Source organism: Thermodesulfobacteriota bacterium, from assembly GCA_034189135.1.
Taxonomy (GTDB): domain Bacteria; phylum Desulfobacterota; class Desulfobacteria; order Desulfobacterales; family JAUWMJ01; genus JAUWMJ01.
Map to the genome: position 1 here is coordinate 55012 of JAXHVO010000059.1, position 16829 is coordinate 71840.

Below are 16829 nucleotides of genomic sequence, written 5' to 3' on the forward strand. Positions count from 1 at the left end.
GTGACAAAAATTTATTTAATTCTCCTGTTTGTTTATTTTTCCACCATATTTATATACCATTTATCATTAATTTGCAATAAAATCTTGTATTTTTATGGATTCAAATATTTGGTTGGCTGGAAAATCAGGCAGAGAAATTGCTTATTTTTCTAATCAAATCATTGGGAAAATATTCGTTATTCAACAAGACAGTGACCCTGCTTCCGGGCTGGGCAAAAGGCAATGATTGTCCGTTGATATCGATGATATCTATTATTTTGTCCTTAACCACCGGTCCTTTTCTCCCCAGGACTTCGACATCGGTGCCTTTAAACATTTTATTTCTAACCTCGATATATGCCAGAGACCGGCCTGCTTTTTTAATCACTTTACCAATAAACAGGTGGCTGTCTAAAGGTTTGTTTTTTTCATAATTTGGCAATATCTGATCGGGGTCTCCCAAATAAAAACCGGTGCAATAGCCACGGTTGTTTATTGAGGCAAGTTCATCCATCCATCTCGGTTTGGTTTCATAATCTTCAGGTGATGCATAATAGCTGTCAATGGCTTCCCGGTAAACTTTTACAGTTGATGCAAGATAGTTGATTGATTTCATTCGGCCTTCTATCTTAAATGAATCTATGCCTGATTCGATAATTTGCGGGATGTGTTCAATCATGCATAAATCGCTTGAATTAAAGATATAACTGCCACGGTCATCTTCAGCCAGGGGGTAGTATTTGTCGGGTCTTAATTCTTCCACCACGGCATATTTCCACCTGCATGGGTGCGTGCACAACCCGCGGTTGCTGTCCCGATTTGTCATAAAACTGCTGAGAAGACATCGGCCTGAATAAGAGATGCACATGGCCCCGTGAACAAAAGCCTCTATTTCCAGCGAGCTTTGCGAGGCAATCTCATTTATCTCCTTTAAAGAAAGCTCCCGTGCTACATTTACTCTTTTGACGCCCAGTTTTTCCCAGAACACTGCACTTTTATAACTGGTGGTGTTGGCCTGGGTGCTGAGATGTATGGGAATTTCAGGTATAACGTTGCCGGCCTCCATGAATACTCCGGGATCGGAGATGATGACCGCATCGGCACCAATTTCGCCGATATATGTCAGAAAATCGATGACCGCTTCTTGCTCAAAATTCCTCGGATATATATTGCAAGCCACATAAACTCTGACACCCGCTTTATGGGCATCTCTTACCGCACTTTGAAGCTCATCGTGGCTGAAATTTCCTGAAAAATTTCTCAAACTGAACTCCTTGCCGGCAAGATAAACCGCATCCGCACCATAATGTATGGCGATTTCTAATTTTTCCGGGTTGCCCGCAGGTGATAGAAGCTCTACTTTTTTAGTCATAGACATGGCTTTTTATCGCGTAAAGTTGTTGGTTTATGAAAAAATCAGCCTTGCTGATGTATTTTGAACCGCAGAATATCGAACAATGATTTACGAATGTCGAAGTAAATGATAACGAATAACCTTTGTTAATTCGATATTCCTTGTTCAAAATTCGATATTTAAATGGCGATGCCGTTGTTTAAAAATTAAGCCTGATGAGTTCCACTTTTTACGAATCCATCAATATGTGCTCGATGGTTTTTTTAAGACTTTCCTGCCAGGATTTTATACTAATTCCAAAATGTTGTTTGACCAGGCTGCAATCAAGGGCGGAAAAGGCCGGTCGTTTGGTCCGGACAGGGTACTGGTCGGTTGTTACCGCTTCTACGCTGGGCACTTTATAATTTTGGTATTGAGCTGCAATTTCAAATATCGTTTTGGCAAATTTGTGCCATGTGGTGATGCCAAGGCCGCAATAGTGGTAAGTTCCCCAGGCAGTTTTATTGTTTAGTATAATTTGTTTTGAAATATCCACGGCAGCTTCAGCCAGATCCGCCGCACAGGTTGGACAACCGTATTGATCGGAAACAACTTTTATGACCCCTTTTTCATTGCCGAGCCGAAGCATTGTTTTTACAAAATTATTTCCGTAAGCGCCATACAGCCAGGAAGTACGCAGAATAACATGTTGCTTCAGTATAGATCTCAGTTTGTTTTCACCCTCTGCTTTACTTTTTCCGTAAATGCCAAGCGGTGATACAGGGTCCGATTCGGTGTAAGGTTGGCCTTTGCTGCCGTCAAAAACATAATCCGTTGAGACATGAATGAGCGGTATTTGCTTTTTATTACAACATACGGCAAGGTTGGCAGGTCCAATGCTGTTTACCGAAAAGGCCATTTCCGATTCGGTTTCCGCCTGATCGACATTTGTGTAGGCACTCGCATTGATAACCATTGAGGGCTTAAATTCAGTAAGAATTTTTTCAACGCAAGACGGGTCGGCGATATTAAATTCCGGAAGGTCAACAGCCAGGTATAAAAAATTATTTCTTCTGCATTCGATCACCAATTCTGAACCGAGTTGCCCGTTTGAGCCGATAATGAGGAGCTTCATCTGCTGTTCTCCTGTGAGGGAAGCTGGTTAGGGAGAAGGTCGCAAAGCTTGAGGTTGCGTCTGTCTTTATCAGAAACAATTGGATTTTTCTCAGGCCAGGCTATAGCGATGTCGGAATCCGCCCAATTAATACCGCATTCATCTTCCGGAGCATAGAATTCAGAACATTTATATAAAAAGTGGGCGGTTTTGCTGATCACGCAGAAGCCGTGGGCGAAACCTTGGGGAATGAAGAGCTGACGTTTGTTTTGATCGGACAGGTAAGCACCGGTCCATTGGCCGAAGGTGGGTGAACCGGATCGGATATCAACAGCCACATCAAATATTTCACCTGTTAAAACCTGGACCAGTTTTGCCTGGGGATGTTTAACCTGATAATGCAAGCCACGCAAAGTACCTTGAACGGAAAAAGAAAGATTGTCCTGAACAAATATCTGATTGATACCGTGTTTTGAATACCTCTCCTGTTGATAGGTTTCCATGAAAAATCCACGATTGTCTTTGAATACCTCAGGTTCAATAATAAGGACACCTTCAATTGCTGTGGTGATGATATTCATTTTAATTCCTTTTTGTATGTTCGATGTTTGGTCTATTTTTTTGTTTTCTTTCCCTTCTGCCTTCTGCCACCTTGTCTTCCGTCTTTCATTTAAGCGCCATGTCGGAAGATAAAATAAGTTCAACTCCGGCTTCAGTTAGCAGGGCAGCCGCCGTCCCTTCCTTTTTCTCAACAACAATGACCTGATCCGGTTTAAAACCGAGCAGCCATCTTCCCACCAGAAATCCCTTTTTGGTTTCTGCCTGCCAATGGGGGTTGCGGACATATTCACGATGGGATATTTCTCCTCCGGCTCTGTCAATGGTTTCAAGCAAAAACCATGGCGCCCTAGCCATGTGGGCTTCTATTTCTCCTTCCGGTTTTTTTACCGGAGTAAGACGTCGAAACTTATCAGGCTCATGAGAGTGGATTTTAACGCCGGCCATGACCACCTGAGAGAAAGTGCTCAGGATATTATTTTCCAGGTTGTGACTGATACGATGGGCGAGTTCAAGGGAACAGGAACGAAGAACGACATCCAGATCAACAATAAAACGGCCTCCAGCCATACGGCTTAGACACCTTTCGACACGCTCTACGCGGGGATGGGCTTCAACCAGGGCTATAATTTTTCGTTCAGTATCACGGTCGATGGCTTCATCCATCAGGTCACGAAGCGCCCTAAGCAACAGGTTGCCACCGGACCAGAAAATAAAGATTGACACCGCACCTGCCGCCCACCGGTCAAGCCTGACACCATAGTATGCGCCGATCAGGCTGAAAACCACCACCAATGTGGAAAGCCCGTCAGCCAGATAGTCGCGGGCATCGGCTTGCAGGGCTTTTGAATGCAGTTTTTTCCCGGTGTGAAGCTGGTAAAAGCCGAAAGACAAAGTAATGATAAGGGAAACCACTGCAACGGGAAGTGTAATGGCAACATCGGGTAGGATATTCGGTCCTAAAAAGGCGCGCCTGCCGACTTCATAGCCTGCCAAAATGACAGCAATTGAGGTAATTAGCGTTGCCAGGGTTTCAGCTTTGTAAAGGCCGTAGGGAAAAGAAGGGTGTTTTTTACCGGCCAGCCAGAGACCGGCACAGGCAGCGGCAGAGCCAACCACATCTGTGGCAGAATGGATGGCATCACCGACAAGGGCTGAAGAACCGCCAAGAACGCCGGCAACACCTTTGCCTAAAGACAGCAAAAGGTTGAGTGCGACTGAAACTGCAGCCCTGCTCCGGGCCTTTTTAATTTCTATATGGGCGCCAACAGCTTTTTTGGCCTGTGGCTGGACAAGTTGAGATGATTTTTCTGTAGATTTCATAAAAATGACTACGCAGGTTTCGGGTTACGGGGCTCGAATTCTAAGCGCCTAACAACTTTCCTCCCTGATAAACGAAAAAAGCAGCAAACCACGCAATGGAAGTGTTATAGGTAATGCTGAAGAACATCCATTTAAAGGAACCGGTTTCCCGTTTGATTGCTGCAACTGTGGCAAGACACGGAAGATACAACAGAACAAAAATCATCATTGAAAGCGCAGAAAGGGGAGTCATCCCGGATGATAAAAGAGCTTCCTTTAAGGCGTCTGACTCTTCATCGGCGGCATGCAGAACAGCCATGGTGCTTACCACAATCTCTTTGGCAACAAACCCGGTGAGTAGGGCGACTCCTCCACGCCAATCAATACCTATGGGTGCAAATAAGGGTGAAATGGTTTTTCCCAGCCTGCCCATGAAAGATTTTTCCACTTGCTCGGTTTTCTGAGCTCGGGTTAATTCCGGTATGTCGGCATCTTTTTGGCTTAACAATGTGTTATTATCCGCATTACCTGACTTGACATCAGTCTGGTAAGACGCTTTTATTTTTTTCATTTCACCGTTAGCATCTAAAGAATACTCTGCACTGCGGGGAAAAGCAGAAAGTGTCCACACGACCACGGAACCAATCAGTATTATCCCGCCCATTTTTTTTAAAAACATTTTGCTGCGGTCCCACATATGAATTAAAAGATTTTTTAAGATGGGAACCCGGTATGGCGGAAGCTCCATGACAAAGGGAGCGTCCGCTCCTCTTAAAAGGGTTGAACGGAAAAGGCGGCCGGTTAAAATGGAAAGGACAATTCCCACCAGATAAATAGAGAAGATAACGGTTCCGGCCTTTGCACCAAAGAAAGTTCCTGCAAGTACAATATAAACAGGCAGCTTTGCCGAACAGGACATAAAGGGAGTAATCAGGATTGTAAGGATACGGTCTTTTTCACCTTCGAGAGTCCGGGCCGACATGATGGCAGGGACATTGCACCCAAACCCCATCAGCATGGGAATAAACGATTTTCCGTGAAGGCCGATCAGATGCATGATCTTATCCATGAGAAAGGCAGCTCTTGCCATATAGCCGGTATCCTCAAAAATTGCGATGCAGAAGAAAAGAATCATAATGTTCGGCAAAAAAATGATCACACTTCCGACACCTGCAATAATTCCGTTTAACAGGAGATCTTTAAAAAGGCTAGCAGGAATCAAACCATTCAGTGTGGACGATAAAAAACTGATACCTGTGTCAATCCACTCCATCGGATATGCACCGAAATAAAAAGTTGCCTGAAACATGGCCCAGATAAATATAAAAAAGATGGGGAACCCGATGAAACGGTTGGTCAAAACAAGATCAATGTTTCGGGATATATCTATGCGTTCCTTAATGGATGTTGTATGTACTTCTTTGATAATTCCGGCAATGAATCCGTATCGTTCATCTGTCATGATGATTTCCGGTTCATCGTCGAAACGATCCCTTAAAAAAATGCGCTGCGATAAAGCTTCCTTAAGAATTTTTTCAGCCTTGTCGGCGGCCTTTTCAACAATGCGCTGCTTTACAATTTTATCGTCTTCCAACAGCTTTATGGCCGTCCACCTGGTATTATAGGGTAGTTCCTCAGCAATTTTTGACTCAATAAGGCTCTGGAGCTTTGCAATGGAATTTTCAATATCTCTGTTATACCGGACCTTACGTTCTTGAGGCATTTTAAAGCTCGATTTTGCCAGTTTAACGGCTTCTTTTAACAGAGTGTCTATGCCTTCATTTTTATTGCTGATGGTAAAAACAACCGGTACATCAAGAAGTTCGGATAGCTTGTTGGCATCGATTTTGATCCCTCTTGTTTTGGCCAGATCAGCCATATTAAGGGCGAATAGAACTTTACAATCGGTTTCCCTTAACTGGGTGGCCAGGTAGAGACTTCTTTCAAGATTGGACGCGTCAATGATATCGATGACAAGGTCAGGACATTCTTCAAGAACAAAATCCCGCGCAATGATTTCTTCAATAGAAAAAGGGGTCAGGCTGTAAGTTCCGGGAAGATCAATAATGGTAAGATCGTATCCGAACTTGTTCACCGTACCCTCTTTTTTTTCAACAGTCACGCCGGGCCAGTTGCCGACTTTTTGCCTGGTCCCGGTAATATTATTAAACGTTGTCGTTTTACCGGAATTGGGGTTGCCTGCAAGGGCTATGGTAAAGTTTTTTTGCTGTATCATTATTGGTCTACTTGTAACCGTTCAATGAATGATGAATTTAGAAAATAGAAATTGGAAATTTTAGGCCTTCACCTCGTAACAACGTCTTATCTTATCCTAATTTCTACTTTCTGATATCAAGTTTCAAGCCGTGAACGGCTTCTTTCTATTTTACATTATCAACCGTGATAAGAGCTGCTTCTTCCACACGAAGTGATATATGACATCCCTTTATTATCAGTTCAAGGGGATCTTTCAAGGGAGCATATTTTTCAATATATATTTCAGTACCTTTTAAAATTCCCATTTCAAGTATTCGCCTGCGCAATGCACTGTTTCCGCCGATGGTTTCAATGCTGGCGGTCTGACCTTCTTTCATTTCACTTAATAACATTTATAAACTTTCCTTTTTTTATACCTTCAGTCCCGCTCCATCTGATGGGCATTACTGTCAAGACAGCAAGGGACAATAAATTATTTTTATCGCTTACCGTCTACGGCTTAACATAAACCAAGGGGTGGAAGACTTGTTTGTCAATCTCAAATTTCTAACACTTTTGCCCCATAAAAGAGTACATCGCATGAATGAACTGTAATCATACAACTACAACGGCAACAAGGTCTGGATACTGTAATATAATTCTCTTGAGGCGGTTATCAATAAAATGCAGGTAAATATTTAAAAAAACCACCACAATCGTCTCCCTGCCCTGAGATTTTATGGCCGCGATTTACCTTTTTGCTAATTTGGTTACAGATTCTATATGATATGTATGGGGAAACATGTCAACAGGCTGAACCTCTATCACGCGGTATATATCTTTCATCAGGAAAATATCTCTTGCCAGGGTGGCAGGGTTGCATGAGACATAAACAATTCTGTCCGGTGCCATATCAATGACCTGTTTGACAACATCTTGGTGCATTCCCGACCTGGGTGGATCAATAATCATCACATCAGGTCGCTTGGTAATCTGCGCAAGACATTTTATGATATCCCCACAGATAAATCGGCAATTGGAAATATGATTACTGGCACAGTTATTTTGAGCATCCTTTACCGCACTTTCATTAATTTCGATTCCGATGATTTCTTTGGCGGAATCTGAAATATAAATCGGAATGGTGCCGGTACCGCTGTATAGATCGATTACGGTTTCATTACCGATGAGTTCGGCGAACATTTTTACCGTTTCATATAAACGCGTTGCGCCGGACGTGTTGGTTTGGAAAAAAGAGTTTGCCGATATCTCAAAGTCATGAGCGCCTATTTTATCTTTGATATGTGAAGAACCCGCCAAACAAATCTCATACTCGCCGATGGCCACGCCCGCCGGTTTTGAGGTGATATTGTTTATTACCGATGCTATTTTCGCATATTTTTTAATTAAAAGATCGGCCAGAGGCTGTACTTTTTTTCTGTTTTCATCCGCGGTTATGATATTGACCATCCACTGATCATAAAAAGACGAATGCCTTAACATAAGAAATCGCCAGAATCCCACATGGCTGCGAAGTCCGTAAACAGGAAGGTCGGAACTTTTTATGAAATTTCCCACATCATCAAGAATCAAGTTGCCCAGGTCGGGCTGAAGCAGGCATTTCCGGATATCCAATACCTTATAAAAAGTCCCGGGCACATGAAGTCCGATGGCAAAACCGGTTTCCAGGTTTAAACCCATCTCATCCGGTAACAGCCATCTTCTGTCACTGCAGGAAAACTCCATTTTATTTCTGTAACCGAAAAGCAGCTTCGAAGGGATGGTCGGATGCACCACAGCATCCTCGATAAAGCCGATATGTTTTAAGGAATCGATCACATGCTGCTGTTTGTAGAAAATTTGTTTGCCATATTCCAAAAACTGCCACTTGCAGCCTCCGCAGAAGCCACTGAACTCGCACGGGGGATTTATCCTGTCTGGTGAGGGCTCAATCAGTTTTACAATGCGACCATTGGCAAAATTTTTCTTTTTTTTGGTTATTTGAATCGATACCAGATCTAACGGTACAGCCTGATCAACAAATACAGCAAAGCCGTCCACACGCGCAATGCCTTTGCCGCCAAAGGCCATGTCTGTGATCTTAACATCAATAATTTGTCCTTTTTTAATTGTCATTTTCTTAAATTATGTTTATCCTCTTAACCTGTTAGAATTAATTGAGGAGGCCGGGGGTTTCTCCTTAAAGGTTTTTGGTAAGCCGTTGCGTTTTAATGATCGTCAACGGTTCGCCTTGGGGATGGCCTATTCGCCCGTACAAGCCTTAACAAATTATTACAGTGCTTTGCAGCCGCCCCCTATATTCTGCGTTACGCTCATACAGGCAGAGACGATCATCGCCATCGTGGGAATCTGTCTACTGGGGCTGGCTCAAATCTTATTTCAGCGAGATAGCTGCCGTACGTCAGTTCCTCGATATTATTGTTAAGGCTTGTACGGGCGAATAGGCCATCCCCAAGACGAACAGAGCAGGGATTGAAAAACTCCCCGATTTCTCAATTAATTATAAATACGATAAACTCAAAATGAAATCAATCTGTAAAAAATTAAGTTTTTTTTCCGATAGTTTCCTGCTCAGAGGAATACTTCATATACCGTCTGCTGAGAAAGGTCCGGTTGTGATAGGATCCCACGGTCTTTTAAGCAACAGCAGTTCACCAAAACAAATTGAGCTGGCCCGAAGATGCAACGATCTGGACATTGCCTATTTTAGATTTGACCATCGAGGCTGCGGGGAAAGTGAAGGTAATTTTAAAGAAGTCACTTCGCTTGAAGCAAGGCGTATCGATATCCTGAGTGCCATTGAAACAATTCGAAACCAGGGATATATGGGCAGCAGGATAGGACTTTTCGGGAGCAGCCTGGGAGGTGCGGCATGCATATCAACGGCAAGTGCAACTAAAATAGATTCCATGGTTGTCAACGCAGCCCCGCTTAGAAGTCGTACGATAAAAAAGTCGGATGAAATAAAATGCCAAGCAGAATATCCAAGATTTTCCTTTGACATATCGGACCGGATTTCCGGGATTGATAATATTCTCATTTTCCACGGGGATGCCGATGATGTGGTTCCATTTTCCAATGCACTTGAGCTATACCAGAAGGCAGGGAACACTAAGAAGCTAATCATACAGAAAGACGGAGATCATTTGATGAGCAATAAGACCCACCAGAAGGAGTTCATTGGCGAAGCAGGGATATGGTTTAAGGAAAGGCTGTTTGCAACCCAATCACCAAGATACAGTTGATCCCTGTTGAAGGGTGAATCGAGACAGTTATATTGATGGGTCGGGGAGTTTTTTAATCTCTACTCAGTTCATCCGGAGAAGCGCCCATTTGCCCGTATCAGCCTTAACAATGATTTTGAGAAACCGGCGTACGGTCCGCCTAGGCGGACTGAGATTCGATTTGAACCAGCCCCAAAGGATAGAACCTCACGGCAGCGTTAATCATCTCTGCCTGTATGGATTTAATTGAGAAGATAGGGGGCGTGTACAGAGTGCTGGAATTATTTGTTAAGGCTGATACGGGCAAATGGGCGCTTCTCCGGATGAACCTCTATCAACCATTAAATAACAAACAATTCACCAAAAATGCCATTAATAAGAAACTCCCCGATGCCTCAGTTATGCTATTCTTTAAGCGCGTAAGAGCTCTTTCCGTAACAGGTCGAGTGCGGTCATGGCAAAGATTTTTTTATTCATTGGGCGATTGAAAGATGAAAAATGAAAGCGATGTGCGTAGACAGTGTCAGGGGTTGCCACACCGATACAGACTGTTCCCACAGGTTTGCTTTCAGTCCCGCCGTCAGGGCCGGCAATACCTGTGGTTGAAAGACCGTAAGTTGCATTAGAGATCCGCCGTGCACCTTTTGCCATCTCTTTTGCCGTCTCTTCATGTACGGCACCGTTTTTTTCCAGTGTAGAAGGGGAAACGCCAAGAACTTTTATTTTAGCATTATTTGAATAGGTGACTCCTGAAAAAAGAAAAAAATCGGAGCTGCCTGAAACATTGGTAACCAGGTGAGATATAAGACCGCCTGTGCAGCTTTCAGCAATCGCTACAGTGGCCTTTTTCTCAACCAGAAGATCAGCGACCACCCTTTCCATGGATTTACCGTTAATAGACACTATCCTTTGGCCGAATTTGTGTGATATCCAGTCAGTTGCCTTGTCCAATAATTCATTCAGGTCATTTTCATCTTTTCCGGTTCCATAAAGTTTTACCTGAATGACCGGGAAGTTCGCGCGCAAGCCCAGTTTCAGTTGTTTAAAAAGATTGGGAAAATCAGAAAGTTTTTCATTTACCGCCGCTTCAGTGAGGCCGAAGGTTGGGATCATCCTGTTTCGACAATAAGTTCTTATTTTTCCCTGAAGTTTTTCAATTCGAGGCAATACTTTATCCAAAAGCATTTTTCGCATTTCCGGCGGAACACCGGGAAGAAAGAAAAAAAGGCACTTATTTATTTTTAAAGAAAATCCCGGAGCCGAACCGATTGGATTGAATAAGCAATCGGATCCCTTTGGAAGCATGGCCTGTTTTTTGTTTGATGAAGTAAAAAGGCGTTTTCGGATTTTAAAAAAATTTTCAACGGAGTTTAAAGCTTCCTGGTTGATCACCAGGTTTACTCCGGCGGCTTTGGCTGCGACCTCGGAAGTTAAATCATCCGACGTGGGACCCAGACCGCCTGTTACAATGCATATGTCAGTGCGGCTGCCTATTTCTCTGAGGATGGCGGTGAGGATATGCGGGTCATCTCCCACACAACTGTGTCTGATCACGGCTATCCCTTTTTCTTCAAGCTTTTGTGAAATATGAGCTGAGTTGCTGTCAATCAGGGCGCCGGATCTGATTTCATCACCGGTTGCCAGAATTTCCGCTTTCATTTTTAGTAATCGTCCGGGGGTTTATGGCAAACATTAAAAAAGTTCATGGGTCCAAGGGTCACGGCTATAGTAATTCTCATAAATATGTTCCGTTTTAAATGAGGAAACTGTCTGAGTGTATTAGAAATCGTTAAGAAAGAACATAAGTGCAATATGGTTAATTTATTGTAGAAGTTGTCATACTGAAATTAATTACTCAAGTTTCGCACCCCGGTTTGGCTGAAAGTAATGCCCTGACTTCAGGTAACATATAAAATCAGATGTGAATCGAAACGGTTATATTTTTTTCTGTAAGGGGATATGTGGGTCATCTATTACCCCTTTTCGCAGTGTCCGGATATTTGGGATAGACCATCCCTTTTATATTGTTTAGCAACGGATAGACTTTATCCCAACTATCCGGACACGCTGCAACCGATTCAATTCATGTCCCCTGGAAGAAAATAATATAACCCTAAATGAGCGTAAACAAAACTGAGAACTTGTATAAAACACCTCATTTATAGCTTTTTTTAAGCGACAAGCGGCTTGCTTGCAACTCTTGCATCAGTGAAATATAAATTATCAAAAAACCACTCAATTTTTTTACCCTGCTGGAAAGCCGATGATACTCCATCTTCATCGTTGCCAAGGGCTCGCAGTAAATTACTACGGCTTCGCCCTTGGACGCCTTGAATCTGGGGCACCCTCGATTTTCGCTCAATTAGGGTATAACTGTCTCGATTCACACCCTTAACACCAATCGGCGCTTTAACAATTCCGGCTCCACCGCAGATAAGGGGTGCGAAACTTGAGTAATTATAATAAGAAAGATAGTTCTTTCTTTACGATTTCTTATATACGAGTTTTTCATCGTTTAAAACGGAATATATTTATTAGAAACAGTATATTCAGCACCGCATCTGTTTCCTGTCCACATTCGATGTTCGGTTTTTGTAATTTTCTCTTCTTTACCTGCTGCTGTACGGGACATTTCCTTCTTTTGCCTTGGGACTATTTTTTCGGCGGAGATAAAACAAACATGGATGGAGAAACCTCCACATCAGCCAGATACCTTTCAATATCAAGCATAAAGCCGGAGCCATCATTATTTGAAATGACCAGCTTTAAGGGCACTTGATAGCCTTTAATATGCTGCATCGTTTTAAATGCTGCGCGATATTTGAGAGAGCCAGCCGGTTTGAATATCTCAATCGCTTGGATATCTGACTTGTTTTCCTCCAGATAAATTTTTTCAACCGTCCCCTGCCATCTTTTCTTTAATACCAGTATATAGCCTTTTTCCGATTTGTTTTTTATTAAATCGGCTGAGGTGTGTTTGTAAATGGGTATGCGGCCGGATAGGAGGGAAACCACATCGCTGGATCGAATCGGGATGGAAACCAGACGATCAAGACTGGCATCGGTTGAGCGGATTTTTTTAAAAAACGGCGGGTGGGTGGTTAAATCAAGATAATAAAGAAAACTTCCATCCGTTGATAATTTAATTACAGGATGCCTGGAAGCCAGAACAACAATCCGTAAACTGGCCGGATTGGCACCTGCCCACGCCACACGTTCATGTATTCCGGGGTTATCATTTTGCCACAGCCTTATGCTACCGATGCCTTTAAAGGTTTTAAGATTTTGATTTTTTGTGTTCAGAGACGAAAGCAGGTTGGCAGCTTCAACCTGATCTGCTGATTTTTCCGGTATGCTGACGGTAAGGCTTGTGCAGGAAGAAAAAAGCAAACAGGCGGCAGCAAGGGAAAATATTAAAGGTGTAAACTTCATTGGGCATTTAAAAATTACTGTAATTAGTTACGGAATGTTGAAATTTGGAAATTTGGCTTTAATGCTTTGGTGCGATTAATAAACGCATCCACCTGGTAAACTCACTTCATTTCTCCCCAATTGTTTTTTTCAGTTTCATGTTACAAGCCGTGAGTGGCTAAAAAATATTTTACGGTTTCCAATTTCCGTTTTATTTGGATTAGGGCTTTTCTTTGGTCAGTGCTTTAATTTTTTTTTCAAGCTGCGTTTTATCTTTTTTCTTATTTTTTAAAGAACGTTGGTAAAATTTAAGTGCATTGACCCGATCGTTGGTTTTAAGATAAGCATCTCCAAGATGTTCCAGCATAATCGGGTCATCGGGAACCAGTTCCACGGCTTTTGTTAAAAAATGTATGGCTTGGTCAAACAGCCCCTTTTTAAAATAGACCCATCCCAGGCTGTCGGTAATGTATCCGTCATCAGGTTTATATTTTAATGCTTGTTTAATCAGGCGCTCAGCTTCATCAAGGTTTATTCCCAAATCCGCATAGGTATAACCAAGATAGTTCAATGCATTTGCATGTTCCGGGTTAAGCTTTATGACCGCCTTCATTGCTTTAATGGAATCTTCTTTTTTGTTCCATTTATCATAGACCACACCCAGGCGAAAAAGAAACTTTTCCTCGCCGGGGGAAATCTCAATGGCTTTTTTAAGGGTGGTTTCAGCCGCTGTGAAATTTTGGATATCTTCATAAAATGTAGAAAGATAATATAACAATTCAGCATCATCAGGCGTCTTATTAATGGCTTGTTTTAAATGATCGATGGCCTTTTGAATATCTCCATTTTCCTGGTACAGGTAAGCGATATGCAAGATTGCATCCTGGTAAAATCTGGAATCGGATGTGACCTTTTTAAAGTGCATCATTGCTTTATCATTATCTTTTTTGCCGTAAAAAGCGATTCCTGCAATATGGTGTATGTTGGGGTTGTCCGGGGCGCCTGTAAGCATTCCTTCCAGAATAATTGTGGCGGTACCATACTTTTTTTTATCTATATAAAGTTGTAAGATATTTAATATTATAGCGAATTTGGACTTGCTCCTTTTCCCCAGATCGGCAAATAGCTTTTGCGCCTCATTCACTTTTCCTTTTTCATGGCAATAAACACCAAGTTCTAAAGTGGCACGGATATTATCCGGATTTTTTTTCAAGATATCTTTATAAATGTTATAAATTTTTTCAGTATCCTGTTTTTTCCCTTGGGTGCGGTAAAGGTTCAGTAGCTCGAATTTTGGCTCTACCGATTCCGGTTGCAGGGATAGGGCCTTTTTAAGCTGTTTTTCGGCTTCTTTAAAATTGCCTTGCTGGGAGTGGATTTTTCCCAGGAAAAATCGACCCGGATACGAGGCAGGAAAATGATGAACGAGCTGTCGGAAAACACTGAGTGCTTCAGACATTTCATTATCTTTTATATATAGCCCTCCAAGAATCAAATATATATTTTCCCTGCGGCTATCAATTTGGATCACTTTTTTATAGGCTGCTTTTGCCGCAACGGTACTTTTTAGGTTGTGATGGATTTTCCCTGAAAGAATAAGTGTTTCAACATCGTCAGGATAACTTTGAAGAATTTTGTTTATTATTGCCAAGGCCTTATGTTTATTGTTTTTCTGCGCATAGAACAACGCAAGTTCCCTTTTAAGATACACAGAGTCGGGGTCAATGCGGATCGCTTTCTCCAAGTATTCGATTGCTGTGTCAAAGTTCCCTTTTTTGCGTGCGATTTGTGATTTGGTAAAAAAATAGTAGCTACTGTCAGGTGCGTAAGAGGCAGGTGGCTTTTGTAAAGAAGGTGGTGCTTTCTTTTCAACAGATGTACACGCTGAATAAAAGGAGATCATTATGATAATAATGATAAATACAAATATATTGTTTTTCATTTTACATTTAATTCCTGTCATATTTTTAAGCTTCTATCCGGAAAAGGCGGCTATTTTTTTGGTTTTTTATACAAATATGAAGCAAAGTCGGGGATTTCTTTTTTAAAAAAATCCCTAATTTTCTTTATAATATTATTTTCCACCTGACGAACACGCTCTCTCGATATTCCATAACGATCTCCTATTTCCTGTAATGTAACCGGGCTGTCTGAGAAGATTCGCAGATCGAATATTTCCATCTCTCTTTCAGTCATCTCTTTTCTGAATTCAGAAATTTTATTGTGAAGGAGGGTTTCAATCTGCTTTTTGGCCACCTGGTCTTCGATGGAATCAGAATCAGGGGTGATAAATTCAATTCTTTCTGTATCAGATTCATCTTTATAAGGTGCGTCCAGGGATAGGTCCCAACCGTCAAGCCGCTGTTCCATATCCAGGATTTCTTTTTCGGTCACTCCCAGATTTTGGGAAAGGAGTTTGGGCTTAGGATCAAACCCCTGATCAATCAGTTTTTGCTTTTCTTTTTTCAGTTTAAAAAACAGTTTTCGCTGGCCTTGAGTGGTACCAATTTTGACCAGGCGCCAGTTGTCCATAATAAATTTAAGAATATATGCCTTAATCCAGAAAGAGGCATAATAAGAAAATTTTACATTCTTGTAGGGATCGAATTTCCTGACCGCATGTATCAGGCCGATATTTCCTTCCTGAATAAGATCTAAAAGATTTTGCATCCAGACTCTTTGAAAATCGAGTGCAATTTTTACAACCAGTCTTAAATTGGAGGTGACCAGAGCATAGGCAGCCTGTCTGTCTCCATGCTCCTGAACTGCAATGCCGTATTCTTTTTCCTGCTCACGGGTGAGGAGTTTGTAGCTGCTGATCTCCGCCAGGTATCGCTGAAGGGGGTCAAACTTTACTATCGCCTTATCCGTTTTTTTAGGAATTTTATTTGAAGCTTTAGCTTTTTTTTGAGAGGAAGGATCTTTTTTTAAAGCGGTTTGCTTATTTTTTTTCTTATTTACGATTTTTTTACTCATGGCAGCTTATACATTTATTATAGACACTGGAAAAATAATATGATAATTTGTTAAATAAAAATGCGCCTGTAGCTCAGTTGGATAGAGCAACGGACTTCTAATCCGTAGGCCGCAGGTTCGAATCCTGCCAGGCGTACCAACTAAAATGAAACCGGATCTTCCAAAAGTATCGTTTCATAAAGGTCTCAAATCCAGCAGGTAAAGATCGGGGGTTCACTTTTTTTGATCAAACATATGATCAATAGCACATAAAACCAGAAAGGGTAAACCGATAAAAAATTCAAAGATAAACCCTGACAAAATTAAAATGTAAAGGGATGGCAGTTTTACAACATAAAAAATAATTTTTTTACTCATCTTAACACCTTCATATTAGAAAAAAGCATTTTTAACAATACTAAATATAGACCCGGCCATCAACCCTGTAAAAACGACTCTTGACCGGAGTCCCTATGTGTTAGGTCTTGTATTGATAAGATTATTAGTTTTAACAGAGAGTTAATGCTTAACTTCTAAAAGACGAAACGGTGGGGAACCAGGTGTACGGATGGCAAAGTAAAAAAACCTTTCATATAAGGCGCAGCGGTTATTCATTGACTAGTACAAAGTTTCATTAAAACATTTACATAAAATATAATATGTGATATAGCTTCTTCAAAAACTATGGAGGAAGCTATGCCAAGAAAAAGCCAAAGACCCAAATTACAATTAGACA

The 16829-nt window shown here is 41.8% G+C and carries 12 protein-coding genes and 1 tRNA gene; 2 read left to right on the top strand and 11 right to left on the bottom strand.

Going from position 1 to position 16829, the window contains the following annotated elements; all coding sequences use genetic code 11:
- Positions 1 to 124: 124 nt before the first annotated feature.
- The 7 genes from SWH54_08160 to rlmD form a co-directional block, all read right to left on the bottom strand.
- A complete protein-coding gene (locus tag SWH54_08160) occupies positions 125 to 1351 on the bottom strand; it encodes a U32 family peptidase (protein ID MDY6791226.1) in 1227 nt (408 codons plus the stop codon).
- Between the two features lie 211 nt (positions 1352 to 1562).
- Positions 1563 to 2447 (bottom strand): dTDP-4-dehydrorhamnose reductase, encoded by an 885-nt coding sequence (gene rfbD, locus SWH54_08165; GenBank protein ID MDY6791227.1) that lies wholly within the window; start codon positions 2445 to 2447, stop codon positions 1563 to 1565.
- The gene (gene rfbC, locus SWH54_08170) at positions 2444 to 3007 is read right to left on the bottom strand and encodes a dTDP-4-dehydrorhamnose 3,5-epimerase (GenBank protein ID MDY6791228.1); all 564 of its coding nucleotides are present in this window, start codon (positions 3005 to 3007) and stop codon (positions 2444 to 2446) included. Before rfbC ends, rfbD begins: the two co-directional genes overlap by 4 nt.
- An 85-nt stretch (positions 3008 to 3092) precedes the next feature.
- Positions 3093 to 4307: a cation diffusion facilitator family transporter gene (locus SWH54_08175; protein ID MDY6791229.1), complete on the bottom strand. Its 1215-nt coding sequence runs from the start codon at positions 4305 to 4307 to the stop codon at positions 3093 to 3095.
- Between the two features lie 40 nt (positions 4308 to 4347).
- Complete coding sequence (feoB, locus tag SWH54_08180) at positions 4348 to 6522, bottom strand: ferrous iron transport protein B (protein ID MDY6791230.1); 2175 nt, start codon at positions 6520 to 6522, stop codon at positions 4348 to 4350.
- A gap of 145 nt (positions 6523 to 6667) precedes the next feature.
- The gene (locus tag SWH54_08185) at positions 6668 to 6895 is read right to left on the bottom strand and encodes a FeoA family protein (protein ID MDY6791231.1); all 228 of its coding nucleotides are present in this window, start codon (positions 6893 to 6895) and stop codon (positions 6668 to 6670) included.
- Positions 6896 to 7232: 337 nt separating this feature from the next.
- Entirely contained in the window at positions 7233 to 8618 is a 1386-nt protein-coding gene (rlmD, locus tag SWH54_08190; protein ID MDY6791232.1) for a 23S rRNA (uracil(1939)-C(5))-methyltransferase RlmD, read from the bottom strand.
- A gap of 407 nt (positions 8619 to 9025) precedes the next feature.
- Between rlmD and SWH54_08195 the strand changes: the two genes are divergently transcribed.
- A complete protein-coding gene (locus SWH54_08195) occupies positions 9026 to 9748 on the top strand; it encodes an alpha/beta hydrolase (protein ID MDY6791233.1) in 723 nt (240 codons plus the stop codon).
- A gap of 390 nt (positions 9749 to 10138) precedes the next feature.
- On the opposite strand, the gene SWH54_08200 is transcribed toward SWH54_08195, so the two are convergent.
- The 4 genes from SWH54_08200 to SWH54_08215 form a co-directional block, all read right to left on the bottom strand.
- Positions 10139 to 11386, bottom strand: coding sequence for a competence/damage-inducible protein A (locus tag SWH54_08200; protein ID MDY6791234.1), 1248 nt, complete (start codon positions 11384 to 11386; stop codon positions 10139 to 10141).
- Positions 11387 to 12379: 993 nt separating this feature from the next.
- Entirely contained in the window at positions 12380 to 13159 is a 780-nt protein-coding gene (locus SWH54_08205; protein ID MDY6791235.1) for a hypothetical protein, read from the bottom strand.
- Positions 13160 to 13358: 199 nt separating this feature from the next.
- A complete protein-coding gene (locus tag SWH54_08210) occupies positions 13359 to 15080 on the bottom strand; it encodes a tetratricopeptide repeat protein (protein MDY6791236.1) in 1722 nt (573 codons plus the stop codon).
- Positions 15081 to 15130: 50 nt separating this feature from the next.
- Entirely contained in the window at positions 15131 to 16114 is a 984-nt protein-coding gene (locus tag SWH54_08215) for an RNA polymerase factor sigma-32 (protein ID MDY6791237.1), read from the bottom strand.
- A gap of 62 nt (positions 16115 to 16176) precedes the next feature.
- Between SWH54_08215 and SWH54_08220 the strand changes: the two genes are divergently transcribed.
- Positions 16177 to 16253: transfer RNA gene (locus SWH54_08220), tRNA-Arg, on the top strand.
- Positions 16254 to 16829: the final 576 nt, after the last annotated feature.